Below are 24,828 nucleotides of genomic sequence, written 5' to 3' on the forward strand. Positions count from 1 at the left end.
TCTTCGGCAATTGACGACGTCGTACCCGATTCTGTTGCGTTGACAGCAAACTGGTGCCTTCCTAACGTCCGGGCCAAGTTCGACGACGGATCGGCACTGGGAGGCAGCTTGTGGCGCAAACGCTTCAGTCGTCTCCGCGCGCCTCCGCGGCCTGGGCACGCCCCGCCGTAGCGGTCGGCGATTTCATCGTCCTGACCGGCGAGACATTCGCCGCGATGCTGCGTCCACCGTATGCCTGGCGGGAACTGATCGAGCAGATCTGGTTCGTCGCCCGGGTCTCCGTCGTCCCGACCGTCGTGCTGTCCATTCCCTACACGGTGCTGATCGTCTTCACGCTCAACATCGTGCTGATCGAGGTCGGTGCCGGCGACCTGTCCGGTGCCGGCGCTGCGCTGGCCTCGGTGACACAGGTGGGGCCGGTGGTCACCGCGATCGTCGTGGCCGGTGCCGGCTCGACGGCCATGTGTGCCGACCTCGGAGCGCGCACCATCCGAGAAGAGATCGACGCCATGAAAGTCATTGGCGTCAAGCCGATTCCGGCCTTGGTCGTACCGCGTGTGCTCGCCGCGACGTTCGTCGCGGCGATGCTGTATTCGATGGTCGCCGCAACATCCTGGCAACCGCGTTCGGCGTGAAAGTGGCGCCATGACAACCGATGTCGAGGTCGACCGCCCGTCACACCTCAGCGAACTCACCGACCAGGCGATCGCGGCGACTCGCCGGCTGGGCGAGCAGACGGCCTTCTACGGCAGCGCCCTCGCCGCCACCGCGGACGCCGTCCGGCGCTATCCGGGCGAGGTGCTGCGGCTGATCGCGGTCATGGGCATGGGCACCGGTGCGCTCGCCGTCATCGGGGGCACGGTCGTCATCGTCGGGTTCCTCACCCTGTCCACCGGTGCCCTGATCGCGGTGCAGGGCTACAACACCCTGTCCAACGTCGGCATCGAAGCCCTCACGGGCTTCCTGGGGGCCTTCCTGAACGTGCGCTTCATCGCCCCGGCGACCGCCGGGGTGGCGCTGGCCGCCACGATCGGTGCCGGCGCGACAGCGCAGCTCGGCGCCATGCGCATCAACGAGGAGATCGACGCCCTGGAAGTGATGGGCATCCGGGTGGTCACATACCTGGCTGCGACCCGGATCGTCGCCGGGGTGGTGGCCGTCGTCCCGATCTACACCGTCGCGGTGTTGATGTCCTTCCTGGCCACCCGGTTCGGCACGACGATGATCTACGGCCAGTCGCGGGGCGTCTACGACCACTACTTCACGACGTTCCTGCACCCCAACGATCTGGCCTGGTCCTTCTTCGAGGCGCTGGCCATGGCCGCCGCGGTGATGGCGGTGCACACCTACTACGGCTTCACCGCCTCCGGCGGACCGGCCGGTGTCGGTGAGGCCGTCGGCCGCGCGGTGCGCACCTCGATCACCGCCGGCGTGTTCATCCTGCTCACCACACGCTGTCCGTCTACGGTCAGTCCGGCAACTTCCACCTCGCGGGCTGACCCGGATGGCGAAGGGAGCGAACGGAACTCGGCGTGAGCAGATCGACCCGATCTGGTGGGCGCCGGTCTTGGTGATCCTGGTCGTCGCCATGACCGCGATGACGTGGCTGCTGTTCTCCGGATCCTTGCGGGGATTCGTACCGTTGACCTTGATCTCCGACCGTGCCGGCCTGGTGATGGAAGACGGCGCGAAGGTGAAACTCCGGGGTGTCCAGATCGGCGAGGTCGAATCGATCGGTAGTCGCACAGATACTGCGGGACATGTACTTTCGACGCTGAAGCTCCGGATGTACCCGGGACCGTTTGCACAGTTGCCCGGAAATGTCGAAGCTCAGATCCGGTCGAGCACTGCGTTCGGCGCCAAGTACGTCGAACTGAACGTACCCTCGAGCGGTCCCAGTGCGGGCCACCTCCGGTCAGGTGCGGTACTGCAGTCGCAGAACGTGACGGTCGAGGTCAACACCGTATTCGAGAACCTGCAGTCGGTGGTCCAGGTGATCGGTCCGACGAAGCTCAACTCTGTGCTCTCGGCGGTGGCCGAGTCGTTGCGCGGCAAGGGCGACGTCATCGGCCAAGCCATCACCGACGCGAACCACGTTCTGCTCGAGGTGAATCCGCGCATGGACACCGTGCGCACGGACTGGCAGCTGTTCGGGCAGACCGCGCAGGCGTATTCGATCGCGGCACAGGACATCGTGTCCAGCCTGGATTCGTTCTCGACCACCGCCACCACGATCGCCCGCCAGTCGAAGGAGCTGGACGGCCTGTTGTTGTCGGCGGTCGGCTTCTCCCAGGCCGGCATCGACACCATCGGGACCAACGAGACCGCATTGGCCCGGTCGATGGAACTGCTGAGGCCGACGACCGCACTGCTCGACAAATACTCGCCGACGTATACCTGCCTGTTCCAGGGTGCTCAATGGTTCTCGAACACGGTGGTCGATATGCCATGGGCGGCAACGGTAAATCGGTGATCATGGACGCCGCGCTGCTGGCCGGCGCCGACCCCTACCGGTTCCCCGACAACCTGCCCGTCGTCAATGCCAGCGGCGGGCCCGGTGGTAAGCCGAGCTGCGGTTCGCTGCCCGACGTCAGCAAGAACTTTCCGGTCAAATACCTGGTGACCGACACCGGTTTCGGTGACGGCCTGGACATGCGGCCCAACCCGGGTATCGGTTTCCCCGGTTTCGCCAACTACTTCCCGGTGACCAAACCGCAACCGGAACCGCCGCGGATTCGGTACCCGGGCGGGCCGGCACCGGGGCTGCCCGGTGTTGAGATGGGTGTACCCCAACCCGAGCCGGGGGCGCCGTGAGAAGCCGGATTCGCGGGATCGCCACCCGCGTCGTGATTTTCACCGTGGTGAGCCTGCTCTTCATGTTCGGGCTGCTGACGGTGTTCGGGCAGTTCCGTTTCGATTCGCGGGCTTCCTACCAGGCGGTGTTCAGCAACGTGTCGGGGCTCAAGGGCGGCAACTTCGTTCGCATCGCCGGCGTGGAGGTCGGGAAGGTCAAGAGCCTCAACCTGCACCGCGACGGCACCGTCACCATCGACTTCGCCATCGACAGAAACCTGACGCTCACCGAAGGCACCACGGCGACCATCCGCTACGAGAACCTGATCGGCGATCGCTATCTGGCGCTCGAGGAGGGCCCCGGGTCGGTGCGCAAACTCCTGCCGGGCCAGACCATTCCGTTGTCCCGGACGTCGCCGGCACTGGATGTCGACGCGCTCATCGGCGGCTTCCGCCCACTGTTCCGTGCGCTCGATCCGGACCAGGTCAATGCGTTGAGCGGCGAACTGCTGCGGGTGTTCCAGGGGCAGGGCGGCACCATCTCCTCGGTGCTGGCCCAGACCTCGGCACTGACAACAACATTGGCGGGCCGGGACCAGCTCATCGGTGAGGTCATCACCAACCTGAACACCGTGCTGGGGACGTTCGCGGCGCGTGACACCCAGTTCGCCGATGGGCTGGACAAACTCTCGCAACTCGTTCAGGGGCTGGCCGACCGCAGATCCGACATCGCCACCGGCGTGGCGAACATCAACACCGCGGCGCGGTCGTTCGCCGACCTGCTGACGGTGGCTCGTGAACCGATCAAACAGTTTGTGCAGCAGACGGACCGGGTCTCCGGCCAGATCATGGCCGACCACGACTACGTCGACGAACTGGTGCGGACGCTGCCCGACGCGTACCAGATTCTCTCGCGCAACGGGCTGTACGGCGACTACTTCGGCTTCTACCTCTGCGATGCACTGCTCAAGCTCAACGGAAAAGGCGGCCAGCCGGTGTACGTCAAAGTGGCCGGCCAGGATTCGGGGCGGTGCACACCCAAGTGACGCGCATCAAGTTGAACATCAAGCCACTGGCCGAACGGAACCGGTTGGCGGTGGGCGTGACCGGGATCGCGCTGATCGTGACGATCGTCGTCGCGGCCTTCAGTTACGACAAGATTCCGTTCATCAAGGGGACGTCCGACTATCAGGCGTACTTCGCCGACGCGGGCGGCATCAAGACTGGCAGCGACGTCCGAGTGTCGGGCCTGGGCGTCGGACGGGTCTCGGGAATTCACCTGGAGGGCGCCAAGGTTCGGGTGGATTTCACAGTGCGTGACGGTGTCGAGCTGGGCGACCGCACCGAGGCCGCGATCAAGACCGAGACCGTGCTGGGCACCAAGGTGCTGGAGCTGACACCGCGCGGTGACCGAAACCTGAACGGCCCCATCCCGATCGAACGCACCACCTCGCCGTACGACCTGCCTGCGGCGTTGGGTGACCTGACGACCACCATCAGCGGCCTGGATACCACGCAGCTGTCTTCGGCACTCAAGACACTGGCGCAGACATTCCAGAACACCCCTCCCGACCTGAAGCTGGCGCTGGAGAGCGTGGCGCGATTCTCCGACACTCTCGGCACCCGCGACGCCAAGCTGCGGCAGCTGCTCGCCGATGCGAACAAGGTGACCGCGGTGCTGGCCAAGCGCAGTGACCAGATCGCGCAACTGGTGGTCAACACCGACGCATTACTGGGTGAGGTTCTGTCGCAACGTAATTCGGTCGAGACGCTGATGACCAGTGTCAGCGCCGCCACTGTCCAGCTGTCCGGTCTGGTGCAGGACAACCGGACACAACTCAAGCCGGCCGTCGACAAGCTCAACGGCGTCCTCGGCATCCTCGACAACCGAAAGCAGGAGCTGCAGCGCACGCTGTACCTGTTGCGCCGGTACGCGATGTCGTTCGGCGAAGTGCTGGGTGCGGGACCGTTCTTCAAAGCGTCACTCGTCAACCTGTTCCCGGGTCAGTTCGATCAGCCGTTCGTCGACGCGGCGTTCTCCGACTTGGGCTTGGACCCCAACGTGCTGCTGCCGTCGCAGCTGACCGAGCCCGGCGCCGGTCAGCCGGGTACTCCGCCGCTGCCGTCGCTGTATCCCCGCACCGGCCAGGGCGGACCGCCGAATCTCACGCTGCCCGAAGCGATCACCGGAAATCCTGGTGACCCGCGCTACCCCTATCGTGAGCCACTGCCCGCGCCGCCGCCGGGTGGTCCGGCGCCCGGACCTCCGGCGCTGGCTCCGGCCTCGGCAACTGGTTTCGGGGCGACTTCGCCAACATCACGATGATCATCGACCTCACGCTGAGCCGGCTCGACAGCAGCCTGTTCACCGGCACCCGGTGGGAGGGCAACCTCACCGAACTCGAAATGCAGTGGGGCCGCACGATCGGTCAGATGCCCAGCCCGTACACCGCGGGCACCCCCTGATCGCCCCCTATCACTTCGGGGGGTACTGACATGCTGCGGCTGCGGTTGTCCCGGACCGTCTGGATCCAGCTGGCGATCCTCGGCGCCGTCACGGTGATCGCGTGCAGCGTCATGGCATTCGGCTTCGTGCACGTACCGACGCTGCTCGGGTACGGCCGCTACACCGTGACGGTCGAGCTGCCCGAATCCGGCGGGCTGTACCCGACGTCAGTGGTCACGTACCGCGGCACCGAGATCGGGCGGGTCAAGGCTGTCGATGTCACGACGGGCGGGGTCCGCGCGGAGCTTAACCTCGACTCCGCCATCAAGGTGCCGGCGGACGTGTCGGCCGCGGTACACAGCCGCTCGGCCGTCGGTGAACAGTTCGTCGAATTGATCCCTGCGACAGGGCAATCCGATGCCGGCCCGACCCTACGCGGCGGCGCGACCATCCCGGTGGCGAAGGTGCGGATTCCGCCGGATATCGGCAACCTGCTCGACGCGACCAACCGGGCGCTCGAAGCCATCCCGCAGGACAATCTGCGTACCGTCGTCGACGAAGCAGACAAAGCGGTCAGCGGACTCGGACCTGAGTTGTCGCGCATCGTCAACGGCTCCACGTCGCTGGCCATCGCGGCCGGCAAGACCGTCGGCCCGATCACGCAACTGATCGACGAGAGCCCCACGGTATTGAACTCCCAAGTGCAGACAGCGGATTCGATCGCCACGTGGGCGCAGCGGCTCGCGTCCATCACCGGCCAGTTCAAGGCCCAGGATGCGGCATTCGCCGAGCTGCTCAAGCTCGGCCAGCCGACCTTGGAAGAGGGCCGCGCCCTGTTCAACAGGTTCGCTCCCGCACTGCCGGTCCTGCTGGCCAACATGGTGAGCCTGGGCGAGATCGCGGTGGTCTATCGGCACGACACCGAACAACTGCTGGTGCTGTTCCCGCAGGGCACCGCGTTGATGTCGGCGATCGCGGTCGCCGACTCGGACCTCAAGACCCCCTATCGGGGTATCTATCTGGACTTCAAACTGAACATGAACCTGCCGCCCCCGTGCAACACCGGCTTCCTGCCGATCAAGCAGCAGCGGGTACCCACCGAGGTGGACTATCCCGAACGTCCCGCCGGTGAGCTGTACTGCCGGGTTCCGCAGGATTCCGACCTGAATGTCCGTGGCGTACGGAACATTCCGTGCGAGAACAATCCGGCCAAGCGCGCACCGACCGTAGAACTCTGCGAAAGCAATGAGCAGTACGTGCCCCTCAACGACGGATACGTCTGGAAGGGCGATCCCAACGCCACGCTGACGGGGCAAGGGGTACCGCAGTACGCGCCGGGCACCGATCCCCGGCAGCGCCCCAGTGGCGCACCTGGACCCGCGCCCCCGGCGCCTCCGGTGGCCTTGGTGCCCTATGACCCTGTGACCGGCGGGTACGTCGGGCCCGACGGGAAGCCGTACACCGACTCCGACCTGGCCGCCACCGAGAAAGGCAAGACATGGCAGAGCATGCTGACCCCGAGCAGTTAGACACCGTCGGCGAAGCCGACGATGATGCTGTCGCGGCACGGAAACCGTCACTGCGGCAACGGTTGGCGCGCATCTCGCCGGTGGTCGCAGCCGGTCTGGCGCTGGTCGTCGCCGGCGGTGCCCTGGCGGGCTGGCTGGGCTTTCGCGCACACCAGTCCGAACAGGCGCAGGAACTGCGGAACCTGTACGTGCAGACCGCACGCCAGGCCGCGCTGAACCTGACCACGATCAGCTACACCGAGGCGGACACCGACATTCGCCGCATACTCGATTCGTCGACCGGCGCGTTCCGCGACGACTTCCAGCGCCGGTCCGAGCCGTTCGTCGCGGTGGTCAAGCAGGCCCGATCGAAATCCGAGGGCACCGTCACCGAAGCCGGACTCGAATCGGTGAACGGTGATGGGGCACAGGTACTTCTCGCCGTGTCGGTGCGGACCTCGCTGGCCGAGGCGCCGGCCGGTCCACCACGAAACTGGCGCATGCGGATCAGCGTCGCCAAGGACGGCGCGGGCGCCCGAATTTCCAACGTCCAGTTCGTGTCATGAGCAGATCGGACGGTCAGGGCAACATGAAGGACAGATCATGACAGTGGATGTCGAAGAACGTCCCGTCGAACCCGACGAGACCGAGGCCGCCGAGGCGACGGTTGTCGAAGCCGAACCCGCAGCGGTGCAGAGTGATTCACGGAAGCACTGGGCGCGGTGGACGGGTCTGACATTGGCGTTCGCGGCGATGCTGCTTGCCGTCGCTGCGGGGTACTTCAACTGGCAGGACGGGTCGGTGCGGCTCGCGCAAGCCGCGGCCACCGAATCGGTGCGGGCGGCAAGTGACGGCACCGTCGCCATGCTGTCCTACCGGCCGGAAACGGTTGACACCGAGCTGAAGTCGGCCACCGGCCGGCTGGCCGGCGGCTTCCGCGACGAGTACACCAAGTTGGTCGACACCGTCGTGGCGCCCGGGGCCAAGCAGAAACACATCTCCGCGGTCGCGACCGTTCCGGACGCCGCCTCGGTGTCGGCGACCGAAAACCATGCCGTGGTACTGGTTTTCGTGAACCAGACGACCACCATCGGTGCCGACGCGCCCACCGCGTCGACCTCGACGGTGCGGGTGACTCTCGACAAGGTGCACGATCGATGGCTGATCTCACAGTTCGATCCCGTGTGACGCGGGGGCTGCTGATGTTGTTCGCCGCGGGGGCCGCGGCCGGATGGATGGTGCCGTCGGTGCAGGCCGACCCGGTGACCTACGTGAACAGCGTCAACGTGCGGGGCGGGTTCAACTTCCCGAGCGGCGATGCCGCCATCGCCTACGGGCGCGGCGTGTGCGACAAGATCGCCGCGGGCCGGAGTTACGGGCAGATCATCGGTGACATCAAGGTCGACGTCGCGGGTGGCGACGAAGGCCAGGCGAATTATCTTGTCGGACAGGTGATCAACGAACTGTGCCCCGAGCTGATCGGGCCGCTGCGCAATTCCGCAGGCAACTATCGACCGGGGGCACAGTGAGTACCCGATTCGCCGGGGTGATCCTGGCGGTCTTCGCGTGCGGCGCCGCGCTGCCTGCGGTGGCCCAGGCCGACAACGCACGCCTCAACAACAGCGTGGTCGCCAACGTCTACACCATTCAGCACCAGGCCGGCTGCACCAATGACGTGGCGGTCAGCCCGCAGCTACGGCTCGCCGCTGAGTGGCACGCGAACGATGTGCTGAACAACCGCGACCTCGACGGCGACCTCGGCTCGGACGGGTCGACGGCACAGCGGCGCGCGGAAGCAGCGGGCTTCCGGGGCAAGGTGTTTCAGACGGTTGCGATCAACCGGTCCATCGCCATCAACAACCTGGATGTATTGAACCAGTGGTACTACGATCCGCCGACCTACGCGATCATGGCCAACTGCGCCAACACCGTCATGGGCGTGTGGTCCGAGAACAGCCCCGACCGTTCGGTCGTCGTCGCGGTGTACGGTCAGCCTGGCGCGTAGAGGCTGACTGCCTAGACCAGCTCGCGCAGCTCCTCGATGAGCTTGACGCGGTCGGCGGTCGTCGCACCCATCGGCACCACGTTGAGTACCGTCACGCCTGCCTCCCGGAATGCCGCCACTCGTTCCTTGACGAACTCGCGGCTACCGATCAGCGAGATGTCCCGGACCAGTTCGTCGGGAACGACTTTCGCCGCGCCGTCCTTGTCGCCGGCCAGGTACAGCTCCTGGATGCGGTCGGCCTCGGCGCCGTAGCCGTACTTGGTGGCCACGTTGTGATAGAAGTTTTTGCCCTTGGCGCCCATGCCACCGATATACAGCGCGATGTGCGGCTTGATGAACTCGCGCATTCCCTCGACGTTGTCGCCGATGGCCAGTGCCGGTCCGGCGTAGATGTCCATGGGCGGCAGCGTCGCGTCGCGCTTGGCGTACCCGGCCGCGAGCGCGTCGCCCCAGACGTCCTTGGCCTTCTCCGGCATGTAGAAGATCGGCTGCCAGCCCTCGGCGATCTCCGCTGCCAGCTCGACGTTCTTCGGGCCGAGTGCGGCCAGCAGCACCGGAATGCGCTCGCGCACAGGGTGATTGATGAGCTTGAGCGACTTACCGAGCCCCGTGCCCTGGCCCTCCGGGAGGGGGATGGTGTAGTGCTTGCCCTGGTAGGCGAGTCGCTCGCGGCGCCACACCTGGCGGCAAATCTCCACGACCTCGCGGGTCCGGCCGATCGGGCTGTCGTAGGGGACGCCGTGGAAGCCTTCGATCACCTGCGGGCCGGAGGCGCCGAGACCCAGGATGTACCGGCCGTCGGACACATAGTCGAGGCCGGCGGCGGTCATCGCCGTCAGCGTGGGTGTGCGGGTGTAGAGCTGCAGGACGCCGGAGGCCAGTTCCACCCGCTCGGTGGCGGCGGCGAGATAGCCGAGTGCGCTGATGGCGTCGAAAGAGTATGCCTCGGGGACGAAAACGACGTCCAGGCCGGCCTTTTCGAGATCGGCGACCTCGGCCACAACCTCTTTGAAGCCGCCGGCGTAGTTGATGCCGAGACCGATCTTCATGCTCACTGCCCCTTCGAGGCCAGGGCGGCGATGGCTTCGGCGGCCTCGGCCTGGATCTGCGGGAACTGGGCGGCCATGGCCTCCGACAGGGCCTGCGCTCCCGACAGTGGCCGGACCATGACGGTGAACTCGTCGATCAGGCCCTCGTCGTTGACGTGGATGAAGTCGCATCCGTTGATCGTCTTGCCGCCGACCTTGGTCTCGAAAATCAAAGCGTGGCTGTTGTTTTCGGGGTCATTGATCTCTCGGATGTAGCGGAAGTCCTCGAAAACTCGCAGCACGCCGCGCAGGATGGCGGCGGTGATGGGCTTGCCCGGGTAGGGCTTGAAGGCGACGGGACTGGTGAACACCACGTCGTCGGCCAAACAGGCGGCCATGGCTTCGCCGTCAGCGGCCTCGACCGCCTTGCGGAATGCCTGCATCGCATACCTCGCATAGTCAATTTGGTGATTAGGTACGGGTGACGCTAGCGGGACAAGCTCGGCATGTCTATATGTGACTAATCACTTTGTTGACTATTAGACTCCTGGACATGGCTCTGCGTGACGCCGTGTTGGCGGCCCTGCTCGACAGTGAGGCCTCGGGATATGACCTGGCCAAGGGCTTCGACGCGTCCGTCGCCAACTTCTGGATGGCCACCCCGCAGCAGCTGTACCGCGAACTCGACCGACTCGCGGCCGACGGGCTGATCGAGGCCCGTGTCGTCGAGCAGGAGCGGCGGCCCAACAAGCGGATGTTCACGCTGACCGATGCCGGCCGGAAGGCGGTGCATGCATTCACCGAGGCCACGCCGAAGCCCTTGGCCATGCGCGACGACCTACTGGTGCAGGTGTCCACCGTCGACAGCGGCAATGCGGAGGCCGTGTGCGCGGGCCTGAGGGACCGAATCCAGTGGACCACCAATCAACTCGAGCTCTACGAACGGATTCGCAGCCGCATACTGGGCGGCCGCAGCGAGGCGATGTTCCTGTCCGAGGCGGAGCGCGTGGGGCCCTACCTGACGCTGATGCGCGGCATCGCGTTCGAGCAGGAGAATCTGCGGTGGGCGCAACAGGCATTGGAGGTCATCGAGCGGCGGCAGCCGCGGCGTTAGCAGAAGTGCGGCGCCGGCCGCGGCGTTAGCATGAGGCATGCGCGTCTGGGAGATCGGTCCAGCGCAGGTCATGGTCGTCGGCACGTTCGGCGACCTGGAGATTCACCACCATCCGGCGGTGCAGATCGGTGTCGGCCTGACGGGTCCGCTGACGGTCCGAACAGACGGCGCGGCGCCCCGGAGCGGGCACGTCGTCGTCATCGCCAGCGGCGCCGGCCACGCGGTGTGGTCGGCGCCCACCGATCTGACGTTGGCCCTGTATCTGGCGCCGCACACCTGGCCCGGGGCAGCGCTGCACGCCCTCAGTCAGAGCGAATCCGGTGACGGCATCTGGCTGCCGGCCGACGACCAGGCGCTCGCACAGGCCGTGGCCGCCGCGTTCGACACCGACCCCGAGTTGGCCGCCGCCACGCTGATCCAGCGTCTCTGCGGCGATCCGGGACAACAACCCGGACTGCATCCGCAGCTGAAGCAGGCGATGGACCTGATCTACAGCGGCACAACCGAATCCGTGGACCTGGCATCGATCGCGCACGAGGTCGCGGTGTCACCGGACTACCTCGGCCGCCTGTGCCGGCAGCAGACCGGTGTCTCCTTCTCGGCGGCCACCCGCTGGGCCCGACTGCTCTCCGGGTTGAAACATCTCGCCGGCGGTGAGCAGGTCACCGACGCCGCGCATCTGGCCGGATTCGCCGACGGCTCCCATGCCAACCGGGTATGCCGTGAGATGACCGGCGCGGCGCCGTCCGAGATCGCCCGGGCGCTGCGGGATTCGACGGATCCGTCCAAGTACTGAGGAGGCAGGCGGTTCCATACTCGAAGGACACTACGAGGAGGAGACCGCAATGCCGGTGATGTCCAGGGTCGAGCGGGCCTTCTGCTGCGGCGCCATGTGGAGAACCACCACCCGTGCCGTCCTCGACATCCTGCCCACCGACCAGCTGGGAGAACGGTTGCTCGAGATCGGTTCCGGGAGTGGGGCAATCGCGGAAGGGCTGTCGTCGGCGCGTCCCGGGTTGTCGATCACCGCGACCGACCTGGACCCGGTGATGGTCGACGCCGCGGCGCGGAGGCTGGAGGACAACCCGGACGTCACCGTGCAGAGCGCCGATGCGACCCGCCTGCCGTTCGACGACGGCGCGTTCGATTCGGTGGTCAGCTGCCTGGTGCTGCACCACGTCATCGAATGGGAGGCCGCGGTCGCGGAGATCGCCCGGGTGCTCAAGCCCGGAGGCGTGTTCGTCGGTTACGACCTGACGCGGACACCGGTGGCCACGGCGGTGCACCGGGTGGACCGGTCGCCGTTCCGGCTGGTGAACCCCGATGAACTGGCGGCCGAAGGACGGCGCCACGGGCTGCGTATCGATACGAGTACCAAGGTGTTTGGGCATGTGATGCAGTTCAGTGCCGCGAAGACCTGACACTGAGTAGGTTGGTCTGCAGTCGGCAGGGGAGGGACGCATGCGGGGTCTGGTGAGCTGTGGAGCGGTGGTCGCGGTGGCGGTGCTGGCCGCGGGCTGTGGTGGCGGGTCGACGCAGTCCAGCCCCGCCACGTCAGCCACCAAGCCGGCGACCTCGACGGCACCACCTCCGCCGGCGATCGTCGCCCCTGCGCAGTTGAAGCCCGGAAAGTACCCGACCAAGGCCCATGAGCCCTACGGCACCGCGGGTGCGCCCGAGGCCGGCGCGAGGTTGGAGGCGCAACAGCTGGCCGGCTACGTGGTGGGGCCCTGGCAGGTCGACAGCACACTCACCGAGCCTTATCTGTCAACATATTTCGTCATCGACGAGCCGGGCTTGCTGGCTCAGTTCGGTCCAGAGAGCATCGCGACCGCGGCCGGCAGGCACAAGTTCATCGATGGGTTCGTCTCGGCGCGTGAGTCTGCGACCAAGACCGTGCTGATCAACGGCGTGCTGCGCTTTGCCTCGCCCGAGGACGCCGGCGCCGCGGCCGGCGAGATGAACGCTGCTGCGCTTCAGCTCAACATCCGCGGCGCGGTGCCGAAAACCGTTGCCATTCCCGATCATCCGGATGCGCTGGCGTCGACGTACGACGTCGATTCCCGCGGCACGAAGTTGACCACCGTGCGGTCCTTCACCGCGCACGGTCCCTATGTCCTGACGCAATTGGCACAGTCAACGGCCGGTCTTGATCCGGCCATCGCGTTGGTGACCAAGGCGATCGGCGCGCAGGCCGCCGCGATCGAGCCGTTCAAACCCGCGGCGGAACTGCCGGCCGTGCCGATCGATCCGACGGGCCTGCTGGCGTTGACGCTGCAGACCGACGCGCCGCGCAATTCACAGAACGCCGTCTACTCGGGCACCGGGGCCCTGCACTTCCAGAGCAACCCGGTCACCTCGAGCAAGGTGTTCCAGGACAACGGCGTGACGGCGTTCGCCCGTGGAAAGACCAGCGTGTATCGGGCCAAGGACCCGGCGTCTGCGGTCAACGTGGCGAACACCTTCGGCAAGGAGGTGTCGGTCGACGGCACCGAGACCGCCGATCCGGTGCCGGCCCTGACGCTGAGCCGCTGCATCCTGCTGGCCAATCCGAAGCAGTTCTACTGTGTCGCGCCGGCGGGTGACTACGCCATCGAGGCACGTGGCCCCGAGTTGAAGGACGTGCACGAACAGGTTGCCGCCCAATACATCCTGTTGACGGCTAAGCCTTAGCGGAGCCGTTCAACGAGAGGCCCGTGGCCGACTGCAGCAGGCAGATGACGGTGCTGGGCAGCGGCGTGTGTCCGGTGCGGTCCATGTTCGAATCGATCAGGTAGGTCGAGGTGTACCGGCTGTCCTGGCCGGCGTACTGCGTCAGGCCCGCCGCGCACCGCTGATCGGCGACACCGGCGATGGCGTCGTTGACCGCGACGTTGGCGCGCAGGAACACCTCGGCGATGTGCGGGGCGGAGCAGTCCACCAGTGTCACTTCGACGACGCTCGGGTCGGTGGGCGGCGGTGTGCTCAGGCAGTCGCCGACTTGCAGGTCGACCCACTTGGCCTGGCGCGCATTCGGTTTCATCGGCACGATCGGGACCGGCGAAGGGAGCTGGGCTGTCGTGGTCGTGGGCGGCGATGCGCTCGAAGTGCTCGACGACGGCGTCGCTGACGTGTTCGAACCGCAGGCCGCGAGCAGCGACAGTGCCGCAACCTGCCACACGATCCGGCGCGGGCGAACGGTCATGGCCGTCATGGTAGTGCTTGTCGGGCGGTGTTCGGGCCTGGACGGTTACCATCGCCATACCAGCGACCCCAGGGAGGCCGGGATGCCCGAATACACCGTCGGTGACTACCTACTGGACCGGCTCGCCGAACTGGGTGTCACCGAGATTTTCGGTTTGCCAGGCGATTTCAACCTGGAACTGCTCGACCATGTGATCGCCCACCGGGATATCCGGTGGGTCGGCAGTGCCAACGAACTCAACGCCGGGTACGCCGCCGACGGCTACGGCAGGCTGCGCGGCATGGCGGCGCTCATCACCACATTCGGTGTCGGTGAGCTATCGACGGCCAATGCGATCGCGGGCAGTTACGCCGAGCATGTCCCGGTGGTGCACATCGTCGGCACGCCGTCGATCGACGTGCAAGGCTCCCGCCGGGTGATCCACCACTCGCTCGGTGACGGCGACTTCGACCACTTTCTGCGCATCGCCCGCGAAATCACCTGCGCACAAGCCAAACTCGTGCCGGCCACGGCCACGCGCGAGATCGACCGGGTGCTGTCCGAAGTGCACGAGCGCAAGCTGCCCGGTTACCTGATGCTGGCCACCGACGTCGCCCGGTTCCCGGTCGAACCACCGACCGGGCCCTTGCCGCGGTACACCAGCGGCACGAGCCCGCGGGCGCTCTCGCTGTTCACCGTGGCCGCCGCCCGTCTCATCGGCGAGCATCAGCTGACGGTGCTGGCCGACCTGCTGGTGCACCGACTGGAAGCCGTCCCGCAGCTCGAGGCACTGCTGGCGGCCGACGTCGTGCCGCACGCCACGCTGATGTGGGGCAAGAGCCTGGTCGACGAATCCGCGCCGGAGTTCCTCGGCATCTACGCCGGCACCTCCAGTCAGGAGTCGGTCCGCCGGGCCATCGAAGACGCCCCGGTGCTCCTCACCGCCGGCGTGCAGTTCACCGACATGGTGAGCGCGTCGTTCACGCAGCAGATCGATACCGCGCGGACCATCGACATCGGGCCCAACCAGAGCACCGTGGCCGGGGAAGTTTTTGCGCCACTGGACATGTCGGCCGCGCTCGAGGCGATCACCGGCATCCTGAAGTCCCGGCCCACCAGGTCGCCCGCCGTACCGCAGCCGGTGCCCGACGCGCCCGACGCGATCCTCGAACCGGATCAGCCGCTCACGCAGAAGGCCTTGTGGGACAAGGTCTGTGGTGCTCTCACGCCGGGCAATGTGGTCCTGGCGGAGCAGGGCACGTCGTACTACGGCATGGCCCGGCACCGGCTGCCCAGCGGTGTGGCGTTCATCGGTCAGCCGTTGTGGGCGTCCATCGGCTATACGCTGCCGGCCGCACTCGGTGCGGGTCTGGCGGAGCCGGACCGTCGTCCGGTGTTGCTCATCGGCGACGGCGCCGCGCAGCTGACGATCCAGGAACTCGGCCAGTTCGGCCGCGAGGGCGTGCCCGCCGTGGTGATCCTGGTGAACAACGACGGCTACACCGTCGAACGCGCGATCCACGGCCCCACCGCGCCGTACAACGACATCGTGGGCTGGCAGTGGCGCGACATCCCGGCTGCCCTGGGTATCCGGAACCCGTTGTCGCACAGGGCGACAACCTGCGGCGAATTGGACGCGGCACTGGCCGACGCGGCTGCCCACCCAGATGATCTGGTCTTCATCGAAGCCGTGGTGACCGAATTGGACGTGCCGCCGCTACTGGAGGAGCTCGCCGCGGCCATCGCGAAGGCCAACAAGGCGGCCGGTAACTGAAGCGCGGGTTGTCGCGTTACCGCGGACGCGCCTTGTCCGGACCCAGATAGGCGTCGGCCCAGGCGCCGATGATCCGTCCCGCACGCTTGGCCTGTCCCGGCCCGGTGAGCAGGTGTTCGGTGCCCTCCAGCGAGACGAAGCTGCGCGGGTGGCGGGCCGTCCGGAAAATCTCACTCGCGTTCTCGATGCCCACGGTGTTGTCGGTGGGGGAGTGCAGGATCAACAGCGGCAGGTGCAGGTCCTTGATCTTGGCGTGCAGCTTGGCCGCGCGGACGTCCTCCACGAAGTCGCGCTTGAGGGTCAGTTCGCGGCCGCCGACCATCCACTGCGCACTGCCGTTGGCGAGCACGCAGTCGAGGATGTCGTCGTACTGCTTCTCGACGTGCGACGGGTCGATGGGCGCAGCGACCGTCGCCACCGCGCGCACCCCGGGCGCCTGCCGCGCCGCGGCGAGTACCGACGCCCCGCCGAACGAGTGGCCCACCAACAGAGCCGACGGCGTGCCGCGGTCGGACATGAACTTGCACGCTTCGATGACGTCGTTGGTCTTGTGGGTGAAGGACCCGTCGCCCCAGTGGCCGTCCGAATCGCCCAGCCCGATGGCGTCGAAGCGGAGCATCCCGATGCCATCGGAGGCCAGTTGCTTGCAGATGCGCGCCGCGGCAGGGGAGTCCTTGCCGAGTGTGAAGCCATGTGAGAAGACGCCCCAGCCGCGCGGGGTGCCCTCGGGGAGGTCGATGATCCCGGCGAGCATGGGGCCGGTGGAACTCTGGAACTTGACGCGTTCAGCCACGGGTCGGGTTTACCACGGCTGGCAAGCCGGACGTGGCCGATTCTTTGCTGGAGGCCATCGGTAGGGTGGAGGTTTCACGGGAAACACGACCTGCGGGTCGTAGCGGTCAGTGACGCCTGCGCCCCGTATGTAGTCCTGAGATCCGGAGCAGAGTCGTGACCCTGAACACCATCGCCTTCGAACTGGTCCCGCCCAATATTGAGCGCGGCCCCCAGTTTGCGGTCGACGAGGCGCACAAGGTGCTGCTCAACGCCGCGGCCGTCGGCCTCGAGGGCCGCATCCGGCACGTGATGATCCCCGGGATGATCGAGGAAGACGGCGACCGGCCCGTCGAGATGAAGCCGAAGATGGACGTCCTCGACTTCTGGCAGTTGATGAAGCCCGAGCTGCCCGGGATCCGCGGGCTGTGCACGCAGGTGACGTCGTTCCTCGACGAGGACGCGCTCTCGAAGCGGCTGGCGGTGCTGCAGGACGCGGACTTCGACGGCATCGCTTTCGTCGGCGTCCCGCGCACCATGAGCGACGGCGAGGGCGCCGGCGTGGCGCCGACCGACGCGTTGACGATCTACCGCGACCAGGTGCCGAATCGCGGCGTCATCCTGATCCCGACGCGCGACGGCGAGCAGGGCCGCTTCAACTTCAAGATCAACCAGGGCGCCACCTACGGCATGACCCAGTTGCTGTACTCGGACACGATCGTGGGCTTCCTCAAGGAGTTCGCTGCCACCACCGAGCACCGCCCCGAAATTCTGCTGTCGTTCGGGTTCGTCCCGAAGATGGAGTCGAAGGTCGGACTGATCAACTGGCTGATCCAGGATCCGGGCAACCCTCTGGTCGCCGCCGAGCAGGACTTCGTTTCCCGGCTGGCCGGCGAGGAGCCCGCGGCCAAACGCGCGCTGATGCTCGACCTGTACAAGCGCGTCATCGATGGCGTCGGCGAGCTCGGCTTCCCGATCAGCATCCACTTGGAAGCCGCCTACGGCGTCTCCAAGCCGGCGTTCGAGACGTTCGCCGAGATGCTGGAGTACTGGGCGCCCGATAAGGGCTAGCCTCTCGCGCCGATACGGCGTTGTGACGGAGCCTATTTCGAGGCTCCGGACATTCCCCCGAACAACCGCCCAGCGTCGGCGGGTGTCAGTCCGCCGGGCATGGTCGGCATGCGGACGTCGGCGCGGCGGGCGGTGTCGCCCGGACCGTCGGTGGAGTCCGACGTTTTACGAATCTGATTCGCGGCGGGGTTGTCGGCCCCTCCGGTGTACTGCTGCGCGCTGATGGAAACCGCCGGTTGAGACCGGGGGATAGCGCCGGGCGCCGTGCGTCCGGCGGGTGTCATCGGAGTGGTCGACGTGCGGCCGGCATTGGTCTGCGCGCTGACTGAACTGGTCGGCTCGGGGCGGTCGATCACCGGGCCGGGATGCGGGCCTTTCGCCGCCGCGGGCGCGGCCAGCGCGATGGACAGCGCCGACAGTCCGACGGCGGTCCCTGTCATGAGGCGCAAGATGGAACGACGGAGCTCGGTGCCGGTGTGGTGGGTGGTGTTCATGGCGCCGCCTTTCTAGATACTTGCTCGAACAAGTATCTTCCGACGGCTATTCCAACTGGGGTTTCCTTGTCATCTAGCCGAAGTAAGATGGTTAGACAACCAATGAGTTTCTGGGGGTGTCGATGGCGACGGACGGCGATGAAGACCGGGAGACGTGCGAGGCGATGGCATTGCCGACGGCGGCCCGCAGCGGTCCCGTCAGTCATGCGGTCTTTCAACTCACCCGGCTGACGCGAACGATCATCGCGACGCTGCTGCGTCCCCTCGGCCTGTACCCGGGCCAGGAGCTGGTGATGATGTACCTGTGGGACCGCGGCCCGCTTCGGCAGACGGATCTGGTGCGACTCACGAGCTCCGATGCGCCGACGATGACCCGCATGATCCAGCGGCTGGAGCATGCCGGGTTCGTCCGACGCTTCCCGAGCCCCGAGGACAAGCGTGCCCATCTGATCGAGGCCACGCCGGCCAGCCGCGGACTGCGGGACCAGATCGAGGGTGTGTGGCGCGAGATCGAAGAGTTGACCGTCGGCGATCTGAGCGAAGCGGAACGGGCAACCGTGCTGCGCGTCGTCCAGGGGCTGGAACATCGCCTGGCCGGTGCGGCGATGGGCTCGACCGGCCGCGATCCGCTCATCCCGTGATGTCGCGGCCGATCAGGTGCGAACCATCATGTAGGACGCCATGAGCGCGGCGAGTTCGTCGAGAAATTCGTCGTGGTCGATGTCCGGGCGGTCGAGCACGTAGCGGATGCTCAGATGCTCGACCGCGCGCACCGCGATCCAGATTCTGGTGTCCGCGTGGTGAATCGGTTGCGGCCGCAACCGGAGGTGGGCGATCGCAAGCTCGCCGACACGTTGCTCGAAATCGGCGATCTTGTTGCCGAGCCCGAGCCGAGGGGTGTGCTCGATCAGGGCCCGCAGTAGCTCGGGCTGTTCGGCCATCGCACCCAGCAGGATCGCCAGGACTTCCCGCAGGCTGCCGAGGTCTTCGGGCTGGCCGACCTGCTCCACCAGTCGCGTGGTCACCGAGCGCACGACGTGGTCGGTATGGGCGTCGACGATCGCGGTGATGATCGCGTCCTTGTTGGGAAAGTACTGGTAGAGCGACCCCGGGCTGATGCCGGCGACCTCCGCGATCCGATTCGTCGTGGCGCCGTCGTATCCCCGCTCGATCAGTACTTCCCGACCGGCGTCGAGGATGCGCTCGACCATCAAACGCGAGCGTTCTTGTCGTGGGGTGCGCCGCGGCACCCGCTGTGTGCTGCTCACCGGGCCGTCACGAAACGAATTGTATGCGAGTAAATGCTCGTGTCAGCATTTTGGCATGGCTTCGTCGACCCGAGAACAGCGTCGTTCTGGCAATTCACACGTACCCACTGGCGGTCATCCGTACGACTACTACTGGCGGCCGGGGATGGCTTTACGCCCCGCCCCCGCACGTCTCCGGTTCGAGCCCATCTGGACGTACACCCGTCGGCAGCAGTTGTCGCCGTGGCTGGATTTCAGCGACGTGCCGAAGGCGACGCCGTGGACCGACCTGTTCGTCGACCACCTCTGGCAGGGTGACGAACTGATGGACGCCGTCGTCGCGCGGTTCCGTGAGACCGGGATGGCCGAAGGACGGGCCCTTCTGGAGCAGGCCCTCGAGCACGGCATCGAGTCGGTGGACCACGCCCCCGCGGAACTGATCGCGTTGTTCGCCGACCTGGACAACCCACCGGAGTGGTACGACCCGGTGAAATGGGAACGGGGCCGCCAACTCTGGAACAACGCCTCCGTCGCCGGGAAGTTCGGGATGGCGGCGGGCGACACCTTCGGGACGTTCGTCGGCGACGAGGTGGCCTATGCCACCGGGGAAACCGGTCGATTCGTCCGCGACTTCTACCGGCGCAACCTCGAAACCGCCGCCTGGTTCCGCAACATGACCTACCGCGGCGCGCTGGAGCGCTTCGCCGAGCCGTTCAAGGACACCGTGCGCGTGCGGCTCATGCACGCACAGGTTCGGGCCGGCTTGCGCCGCACCTGGGGTGACGAACAGTTCGCCGAACACGGCAACCCCATCTCCAACGCGATGATGATGAACGCGGCGATCACCTTCGGACTGCAACCCCTGCTGATCGATCATGCCCACGGACGGCGTTGCAGCCGTGCGGATCTGGATGCGGCGCTGATGTACTGGGCGTACATCGCCCGGGTGTTCGGGGTCGCCGACGAACTCATCCCCAAAGACTCGAAGCAGGCCCTGGAGGCCATGGATTTCATCGTCGCGTACGCCGGTGGCCCGTCGGAGTGGACCGAGACCATGGTCGGCGCCGCGGCTGACAACTTCCGGTCGGCACTGGTGACCCGAGTCGGCGTGAGCCCGTTTCTCGGCCTCCTGGCCTACTACGGTGGCCGCGACATGATGCGAGCCATGATTCGCGGAACCGGTTGGGCCGATATCAATTTCGTGCCGTGGACCGCTGTGGCGGCGATGCTGGTGCACGCGAACATCGGCTTCCGGCGCGTGCTCGACCACACGCCCGGCGCCGCGGCCCGTGCGGCGGCCCGTCGCAGCGACACCGTCATGTGGGGCACGGTGCTCGGGGTTGCCCGCTTCCTGGCGTCGCGCAATGGGATCACCGGTACCCCCTACGACCACCACAATCAGACGGCCGACATCGCACCGGGCTGCCCGATCCCGCACGTACCGGCAACACGCGACTGACTGCGGACCACCTATCCTGGGACTGGTGTCCGACCTTCAGCTGCGCCAACTGCGTGATCGTCTGGATGGTCTGACCATCCGTGACGCCGCGCGGCTGGAGCGTCGGCTGAAGAATCTGCGGGGCGACAATCCCGAGAAGATCGCCGAACAGATCGCGGCCGCGGAGGGCGTGATCGCCAGCCGTCTCGCGGCTGTTCCTGCGATCACCTATCCCGACCTGCCGGTCACCGATCGTCGAGGTGAGATCGCCAAGGCCATCACCGACAACCAAGTGGTGATCGTCGCCGGCGAGACCGGCTCGGGCAAGACGACGCAGCTGCCCAAGATCTGTCTCGAGCTCGGCAGGGGCATCCGCGGCACCATCGGACACACCCAGCCACGACGGCTGGCGGCCCGGACGGTGGCGCAGCGCATCGCCGACGAAACCGGCACCGCACTGGGCGGGGCCATCGGTTACACCGTGCGGTTCACCGATCAGGCCGGCGACTCGACCCTGGTCAAACTGATGACCGACGGCATTCTGCTCGCCGAGATTCAGAGGGACCGGAGGCTGCTGCGGTACGACACGCTGATTCTCGATGAGGCCCACGAACGCAGCCTCAACATCGACTTCCTGCTCGGGTATCTGCGCGAGTTGCTGCCGCGACGTCCGGACCTGAAGGTCATCGTGACGTCGGCGACCATCGAGCCCGAGCGGTTCGCGAAACACTTCGGCGGAGCCGAACATGGACGCAGTTTCGATGCGCCGATCGTCGAGGTCTCGGGCCGTACCTATCCCGTCGAAATCCGTTACCGCCCTTTGGAAGTGCCGGTCGTCGCGGACGACACCGACGATCCCGACGATCCGGACCACGAGATCGTCCGCACCGAGCCGCGGGACCAGACCGAAGCCATCGTCGACGCGGTGCGTGAGCTGGAATCCGAACCGGCCGGCGATGTGCTCGTCTTCCTGTCCGGCGAGCGCGAGATCCGGGACACCGCAGAGGCGTTGCGGGATGCGCTGTCCGGCGACACATTTCCGACCGAGATCCTGCCGCTGTACGCCCGGCTGCCCACCGCGGATCAGCAGAAGGTTTTCAACGCGAAGCCCGGTGGGCCGCGTCGGATCGTATTGGCCACCAACGTCGCCGAAACCTCCCTGACGGTGCCGGGCATCCGGTACGTCGTCGACCCGGGCACGGCGCGCATATCGCGGTACAGCCGGCGCACCAAGGTGCAGCGGTTGCCGATCGAACCGATCTCGCAGGCGTCGGCCGCGCAGCGGTCCGGCCGGTCCGGTCGTACCGCGCCGGGTGTGTGTATCCGGCTGTACTCGGAAGAGGACTTCGCGTCGCGGCCTCGCTACACCGACCCGGAGATCCTGCGCACCAACCTCGGTGCGGTCATCCTGCAGATGGCGGCGCTGGGGCTCGGCGATATCGAGGCCTTCCCGTTCCTGGACCCACCCGATGCGCGCAGCATCCGCGACGGCATCCAATTGCTCCAGGAATTGGGCGCTTTCGATACGAAGGGCGCCATCACCGACGTCGGACGCCGGCTGGCCAGGCTGCCGCTGGATCCGCGCGTCGGCCGCATGATCCTGCAAGCCGACACCGAAGGCTGCGTCCGCGAGGTACTGATTCTGGCTGCCGCGCTGTCGATCCCGGATCCGCGGGAGCGGCCGTCGGACCGCGAAGAGGCCGCCCGGCAGAAGCACGCCCGCTTCGCCGACGAGCATTCGGACTTCATTTCCTACCTCAACTTGTGGAACTACCTGCGCGAGCAGCGGAACCAGTTGTCCGGCAGCGCTTTCCGCCGGATGTGCCGCGACGAATTCCTGCACTACCTGCGGATCCGAGAATGGCAGGACCTGGTCGGCCAATTGCGCAGCATCGCGGGCGATCTCGGCATCCGGGAGTCGGGCGATGATGCTGACCCGCTGCGCATCCACACCGCGCTGACCGCAGGGCTGCTGTCGCACGTCGGGCTGTGCGAAGGCGAGACGCGGGACTACCAGGGTGCTCGCAACTCGCGGTTCGTCCTGGCGCCGGGTTCGGTGCTGACCAAGAAGCCGCCGCGCTGGATCGTCGTCGCGGATCTGGTGGAGACCAGCCGGCTGTTCGGGCGCATCGCGGCACGCATCGAACCGGAGACCGTCGAGCGGGTCGCCGGAGATCTGTTGCAACGCACCTTCAGTGAGCCGCACTGGGACGCCCGCCGGGGTGCGGTCATGGGGTTCGAACGAGTGACGCTCTACGGGCTGCCGCTGGTGCCGCGCCGTCGGGTCGGGTACGCGCAGGTCGATCCGGTGGTGGCGCGCGAGCTGTTCATCCGGCACGCGCTGGTCGAAGGCGACTGGCAGACCCGGCACCACTTCTTCCGCGACAACACCCGCCTGCGGACCGAACTGGAGGAGCTGGAAGAGCGCGCCCGCCGCCGCGACCTGCTGGCCGGCGACGACGAGGTGTATGCCTTCTACGACCAGCGGGTGCCCGAGAGCGCGGTGTCGGCACGGCATTTCGATGCCTGGTGGAAGAAGCAGCGGCATGTGACGCCGGACCTGCTGACCATGACGCGCGAGGATCTACTGCGCACTGACACCGACGCCGACCAGCCCGACACCTGGCAGACCGGCGACCTCTCGCTGCCGTTGAGCTACCGATTCGAGCCCGGCGCCGCCGATGACGGTGTCACGGTGCACGTTCCGGTCGAGGTGCTGGCCCGGCTCGGCGGTGACGGCTTCGCGTGGCAGGTGCCCGCGCTGCGCGAAGAGCTGGTCACGGCGCTGATCAAATCGCTGCCCAAGGACCTGCGGCGCAACTTCGTGCCCGCACCCGACACCGCGCGGGCGGTGCTGCCGGACCTCAATCCGGGAGACGGCTCGCTGCTCGAGGAACTGCAGCGCGAACTGCGCAGGCGCAGTGGCATTCTGGTGCCGATCGACGCCTTCGACCTGAGCAAGGTTCCGGACCACCTGCGGGTCACCTTCGCGGTCGAGAAGGACGGCGCCGAGGTGGCGCGCGGCAAGGACCTAAGTGCGCTGCATGATCGACTGGCCGGCTCGGTGCGGCAGGCAGTCGCCGGGGCCGTCGCAGGCGATCTGCAGCGGACGGGTCTGAAGGCGTGGCCCGACGATCTGTCCGAGTTGCCGCGCAGCGTGGAGAGCACGGCCGGCGGGCACACCGTGCGCGGATTTCCCGCGTTCGTGGATACCGGTGCGGCGGTGGATATCCGGGTGTTCCCGACGGCAGCGGAGCAGGCCGCGGCCATGGGTCCAGGACTGCGACGGTTGCTGCGGCTCGCCGCGCCGTCGCCGGTCAAGGCGGCCGAGCGCGTGCTCAATCCCCGCGCGCGCCTCGCGCTGGCGAGCAATCCCGACGGCAGCCTGGCTGCGCTCCTTGAGGATTGCGCCGACGCCGCCGTGCGGGTGCTGGCGCCCAAGCCCGTGTGGACCTCCGCTGGCTTCGGCGCGTTGCGCGACACCGTCGCCGCCAAACTGGTTCCGACGACGCTCGACGTCGTCGGCCGCGTCGAGCGCGTCTTGACCACCGCGCACACGGCGCAGGTTGCGTTGCCCGACAAGCCTTCTGCGCTCCAGGCCGACGCCGTCGCTGATATCCGCGCACAGCTGGCCCGGCTGCTCCCGGTCGGATTCGTCGCGGCGACGGGCGTCACCCACCTCGCCGACCTGACCCGGTACCTGACCGCGATCGGCCGGCGGCTGGAGCGGCTGCCTCAGGCTCCCGCCGCAGACCGGGAGCGGATGGACCGCGTCCGCGCCGTCCAGGATGCGTACGACGAACTGCTGCAGGCGCTTTCACCGCTTCGGTGCCAAGGCGAGGACGTCCGCGACATCGCCCGGCAGATCGAAGAGCTGCGCGTCAGCCTCTGGGCCCAGCAGTTGGGCACCCCGCGGCCCGTCAGCGAGCAACGGATCTACCGGGCGATCGACGCCATAGTCCCGTGATTTGTGCAC

General features: G+C 67.0%; 22 protein-coding genes and 4 pseudogenes. 20 read left to right on the forward strand and 6 right to left on the reverse strand.

The features are described 5' to 3' along the window. Window positions 1-215: 215 nt before the first annotated feature. The 11 genes and pseudogenes from ACJH6I_RS10975 to ACJH6I_RS11025 form a co-directional block, all read left to right on the forward strand. A pseudogene (locus ACJH6I_RS10975) lies at window positions 216-611 on the forward strand (MlaE family ABC transporter permease); the annotation flags it as partial. A 34-nt stretch (window positions 612-645) separates the two neighbouring features. Then, a pseudogene (locus ACJH6I_RS10980) lies at window positions 646-1,499 on the forward strand (ABC transporter permease). Window positions 1,500-1,504: 5 nt separating this feature from the next. Beyond that, window positions 1,505-2,814 (forward strand): annotated as a pseudogene (locus ACJH6I_RS10985) (MCE family protein). Further along, on the forward strand, window positions 2,811-3,839 hold the full coding sequence (locus ACJH6I_RS10990; RefSeq protein ID WP_406784060.1) for an MCE family protein: 1,029 nt from the start codon (window positions 2,811-2,813) through the stop codon (window positions 3,837-3,839). The pseudogene ACJH6I_RS10985 and the gene ACJH6I_RS10990 overlap by 4 nt, the downstream one beginning before the upstream one ends. Then, window positions 3,836-5,119 carry an MCE family protein gene (locus ACJH6I_RS10995; RefSeq protein WP_406784061.1) on the forward strand — a complete coding sequence of 428 codons (1,284 nt, stop codon included), beginning with the start codon at window positions 3,836-3,838 and terminating at the stop codon, window positions 5,117-5,119. The genes ACJH6I_RS10990 and ACJH6I_RS10995 overlap by 4 nt, the downstream gene beginning before the upstream one ends. After that, window positions 5,077-5,288, forward strand: a pseudogene (locus ACJH6I_RS11000) (mammalian cell entry protein); the annotation flags it as partial. The gene ACJH6I_RS10995 and the pseudogene ACJH6I_RS11000, both read left to right, overlap by 43 nt. A 1-nt stretch (window position 5,289) precedes the next feature. Continuing rightward, entirely contained in the window at window positions 5,290-6,768 is a 1,479-nt protein-coding gene (locus tag ACJH6I_RS11005) for an MCE family protein (RefSeq protein ID WP_406784062.1), read from the forward strand. Continuing rightward, window positions 6,738-7,313, forward strand: a complete 576-nt coding sequence (locus ACJH6I_RS11010) for a hypothetical protein (protein WP_061003756.1) — start codon at window positions 6,738-6,740, stop codon at window positions 7,311-7,313. Before ACJH6I_RS11005 ends, ACJH6I_RS11010 begins: the two co-directional genes overlap by 31 nt. A gap of 37 nt (window positions 7,314-7,350) precedes the next feature. After that, entirely contained in the window at window positions 7,351-7,935 is a 585-nt protein-coding gene (locus ACJH6I_RS11015) for a hypothetical protein (RefSeq protein WP_061003758.1), read from the forward strand. Beyond that, the gene (locus tag ACJH6I_RS11020) at window positions 7,905-8,276 is read left to right on the forward strand and encodes a DUF732 domain-containing protein (RefSeq protein WP_234785525.1); all 372 of its coding nucleotides are present in this window, start codon (window positions 7,905-7,907) and stop codon (window positions 8,274-8,276) included. Before ACJH6I_RS11015 ends, ACJH6I_RS11020 begins: the two co-directional genes overlap by 31 nt. Further along, window positions 8,273-8,752 (forward strand): CAP domain-containing protein, encoded by a 480-nt coding sequence (locus ACJH6I_RS11025; protein WP_061003760.1) that lies wholly within the window; start codon window positions 8,273-8,275, stop codon window positions 8,750-8,752. The genes ACJH6I_RS11020 and ACJH6I_RS11025 overlap by 4 nt, the downstream gene beginning before the upstream one ends. 11 nt (window positions 8,753-8,763) lie before the next feature. On the opposite strand, the gene ACJH6I_RS11030 is transcribed toward ACJH6I_RS11025, so the two are convergent. Together ACJH6I_RS11030 and ACJH6I_RS11035 are read right to left on the reverse strand one after the other, a co-directional pair. After that, window positions 8,764-9,801, reverse strand: a complete 1,038-nt coding sequence (locus ACJH6I_RS11030; protein ID WP_029104802.1) for an LLM class F420-dependent oxidoreductase — start codon at window positions 9,799-9,801, stop codon at window positions 8,764-8,766. 2 nt (window positions 9,802-9,803) lie between these two features. Beyond that, entirely contained in the window at window positions 9,804-10,223 is a 420-nt protein-coding gene (locus ACJH6I_RS11035) for a nuclear transport factor 2 family protein (RefSeq protein WP_406784063.1), read from the reverse strand. 110 nt (window positions 10,224-10,333) lie between these two features. On the opposite strand from ACJH6I_RS11035, the gene ACJH6I_RS11040 reads away from it, so the two are divergent. Genes ACJH6I_RS11040 through ACJH6I_RS11055 form a run of 4 tightly spaced genes read left to right on the forward strand, consistent with a single transcriptional unit; the run spans window position 10,334 to window position 13,567 of the window. Then, window positions 10,334-10,894 carry a PadR family transcriptional regulator gene (locus tag ACJH6I_RS11040; protein ID WP_135357399.1) on the forward strand — a complete coding sequence of 187 codons (561 nt, stop codon included), beginning with the start codon at window positions 10,334-10,336 and terminating at the stop codon, window positions 10,892-10,894. A gap of 37 nt (window positions 10,895-10,931) precedes the next feature. Further along, complete coding sequence (locus ACJH6I_RS11045) at window positions 10,932-11,690, forward strand: helix-turn-helix domain-containing protein (protein ID WP_406784064.1); 759 nt, start codon at window positions 10,932-10,934, stop codon at window positions 11,688-11,690. Between the two features lie 49 nt (window positions 11,691-11,739). Next, window positions 11,740-12,315, forward strand: a complete 576-nt coding sequence (locus ACJH6I_RS11050; RefSeq protein WP_135357397.1) for a class I SAM-dependent methyltransferase — start codon at window positions 11,740-11,742, stop codon at window positions 12,313-12,315. Window positions 12,316-12,355: 40 nt separating this feature from the next. Next, window positions 12,356-13,567, forward strand: a complete 1,212-nt coding sequence (locus ACJH6I_RS11055; protein ID WP_406784065.1) for a hypothetical protein — start codon at window positions 12,356-12,358, stop codon at window positions 13,565-13,567. Here ACJH6I_RS11055 and ACJH6I_RS11060 read toward each other — a convergent pair. After that, entirely contained in the window at window positions 13,557-14,078 is a 522-nt protein-coding gene (locus ACJH6I_RS11060; protein ID WP_406784066.1) for a hypothetical protein, read from the reverse strand. The genes ACJH6I_RS11055 and ACJH6I_RS11060 overlap by 11 nt on opposite strands. A gap of 82 nt (window positions 14,079-14,160) precedes the next feature. Here ACJH6I_RS11060 and ACJH6I_RS11065 point away from each other — a divergent pair, with 82 nt between their 5' ends. Next, window positions 14,161-15,831 (forward strand): alpha-keto acid decarboxylase family protein, encoded by a 1,671-nt coding sequence (locus tag ACJH6I_RS11065; protein WP_406784067.1) that lies wholly within the window; start codon window positions 14,161-14,163, stop codon window positions 15,829-15,831. Window positions 15,832-15,847: 16 nt separating this feature from the next. On the opposite strand, the gene ACJH6I_RS11070 is transcribed toward ACJH6I_RS11065, so the two are convergent. Further along, window positions 15,848-16,624, reverse strand: coding sequence for a S9 family peptidase (locus ACJH6I_RS11070; protein WP_061003773.1), 777 nt, complete (start codon window positions 16,622-16,624; stop codon window positions 15,848-15,850). A 155-nt stretch (window positions 16,625-16,779) separates the two neighbouring features. On the opposite strand from ACJH6I_RS11070, the gene ACJH6I_RS11075 reads away from it, so the two are divergent. Further along, window positions 16,780-17,673 (forward strand): mycobacterial-type methylenetetrahydrofolate reductase, encoded by an 894-nt coding sequence (locus ACJH6I_RS11075; RefSeq protein WP_406784068.1) that lies wholly within the window; start codon window positions 16,780-16,782, stop codon window positions 17,671-17,673. Between the two features lie 32 nt (window positions 17,674-17,705). Here the strand turns inward: ACJH6I_RS11075 and ACJH6I_RS11080 are convergent, their stop codons facing one another. Next, window positions 17,706-18,167, reverse strand: coding sequence for a hypothetical protein (locus tag ACJH6I_RS11080; protein WP_406784069.1), 462 nt, complete (start codon window positions 18,165-18,167; stop codon window positions 17,706-17,708). 122 nt (window positions 18,168-18,289) lie between these two features. On the opposite strand from ACJH6I_RS11080, the gene ACJH6I_RS11085 reads away from it, so the two are divergent. After that, window positions 18,290-18,808 carry a MarR family winged helix-turn-helix transcriptional regulator gene (locus tag ACJH6I_RS11085; protein WP_061003816.1) on the forward strand — a complete coding sequence of 173 codons (519 nt, stop codon included), beginning with the start codon at window positions 18,290-18,292 and terminating at the stop codon, window positions 18,806-18,808. Window positions 18,809-18,820: 12 nt separating this feature from the next. On the opposite strand, the gene ACJH6I_RS11090 is transcribed toward ACJH6I_RS11085, so the two are convergent. Beyond that, window positions 18,821-19,378 (reverse strand): TetR/AcrR family transcriptional regulator, encoded by a 558-nt coding sequence (locus ACJH6I_RS11090; protein WP_135357436.1) that lies wholly within the window; start codon window positions 19,376-19,378, stop codon window positions 18,821-18,823. A 112-nt stretch (window positions 19,379-19,490) separates the two neighbouring features. On the opposite strand from ACJH6I_RS11090, the gene ACJH6I_RS11095 reads away from it, so the two are divergent. Then, window positions 19,491-20,873, forward strand: coding sequence for an oxygenase MpaB family protein (locus ACJH6I_RS11095; RefSeq protein WP_135357394.1), 1,383 nt, complete (start codon window positions 19,491-19,493; stop codon window positions 20,871-20,873). Window positions 20,874-20,898: 25 nt separating this feature from the next. Beyond that, window positions 20,899-24,819: an ATP-dependent RNA helicase HrpA gene (gene hrpA, locus ACJH6I_RS11100; RefSeq protein WP_406784070.1), complete on the forward strand. Its 3,921-nt coding sequence runs from the start codon at window positions 20,899-20,901 to the stop codon at window positions 24,817-24,819. The last annotated feature ends 9 nt before the right edge of the window (window positions 24,820-24,828 follow it).

This window comes from Mycobacterium sp. SMC-13, assembly GCF_045311035.1.
GTDB lineage: Bacteria > Actinomycetota > Actinomycetes > Mycobacteriales > Mycobacteriaceae > Mycobacterium.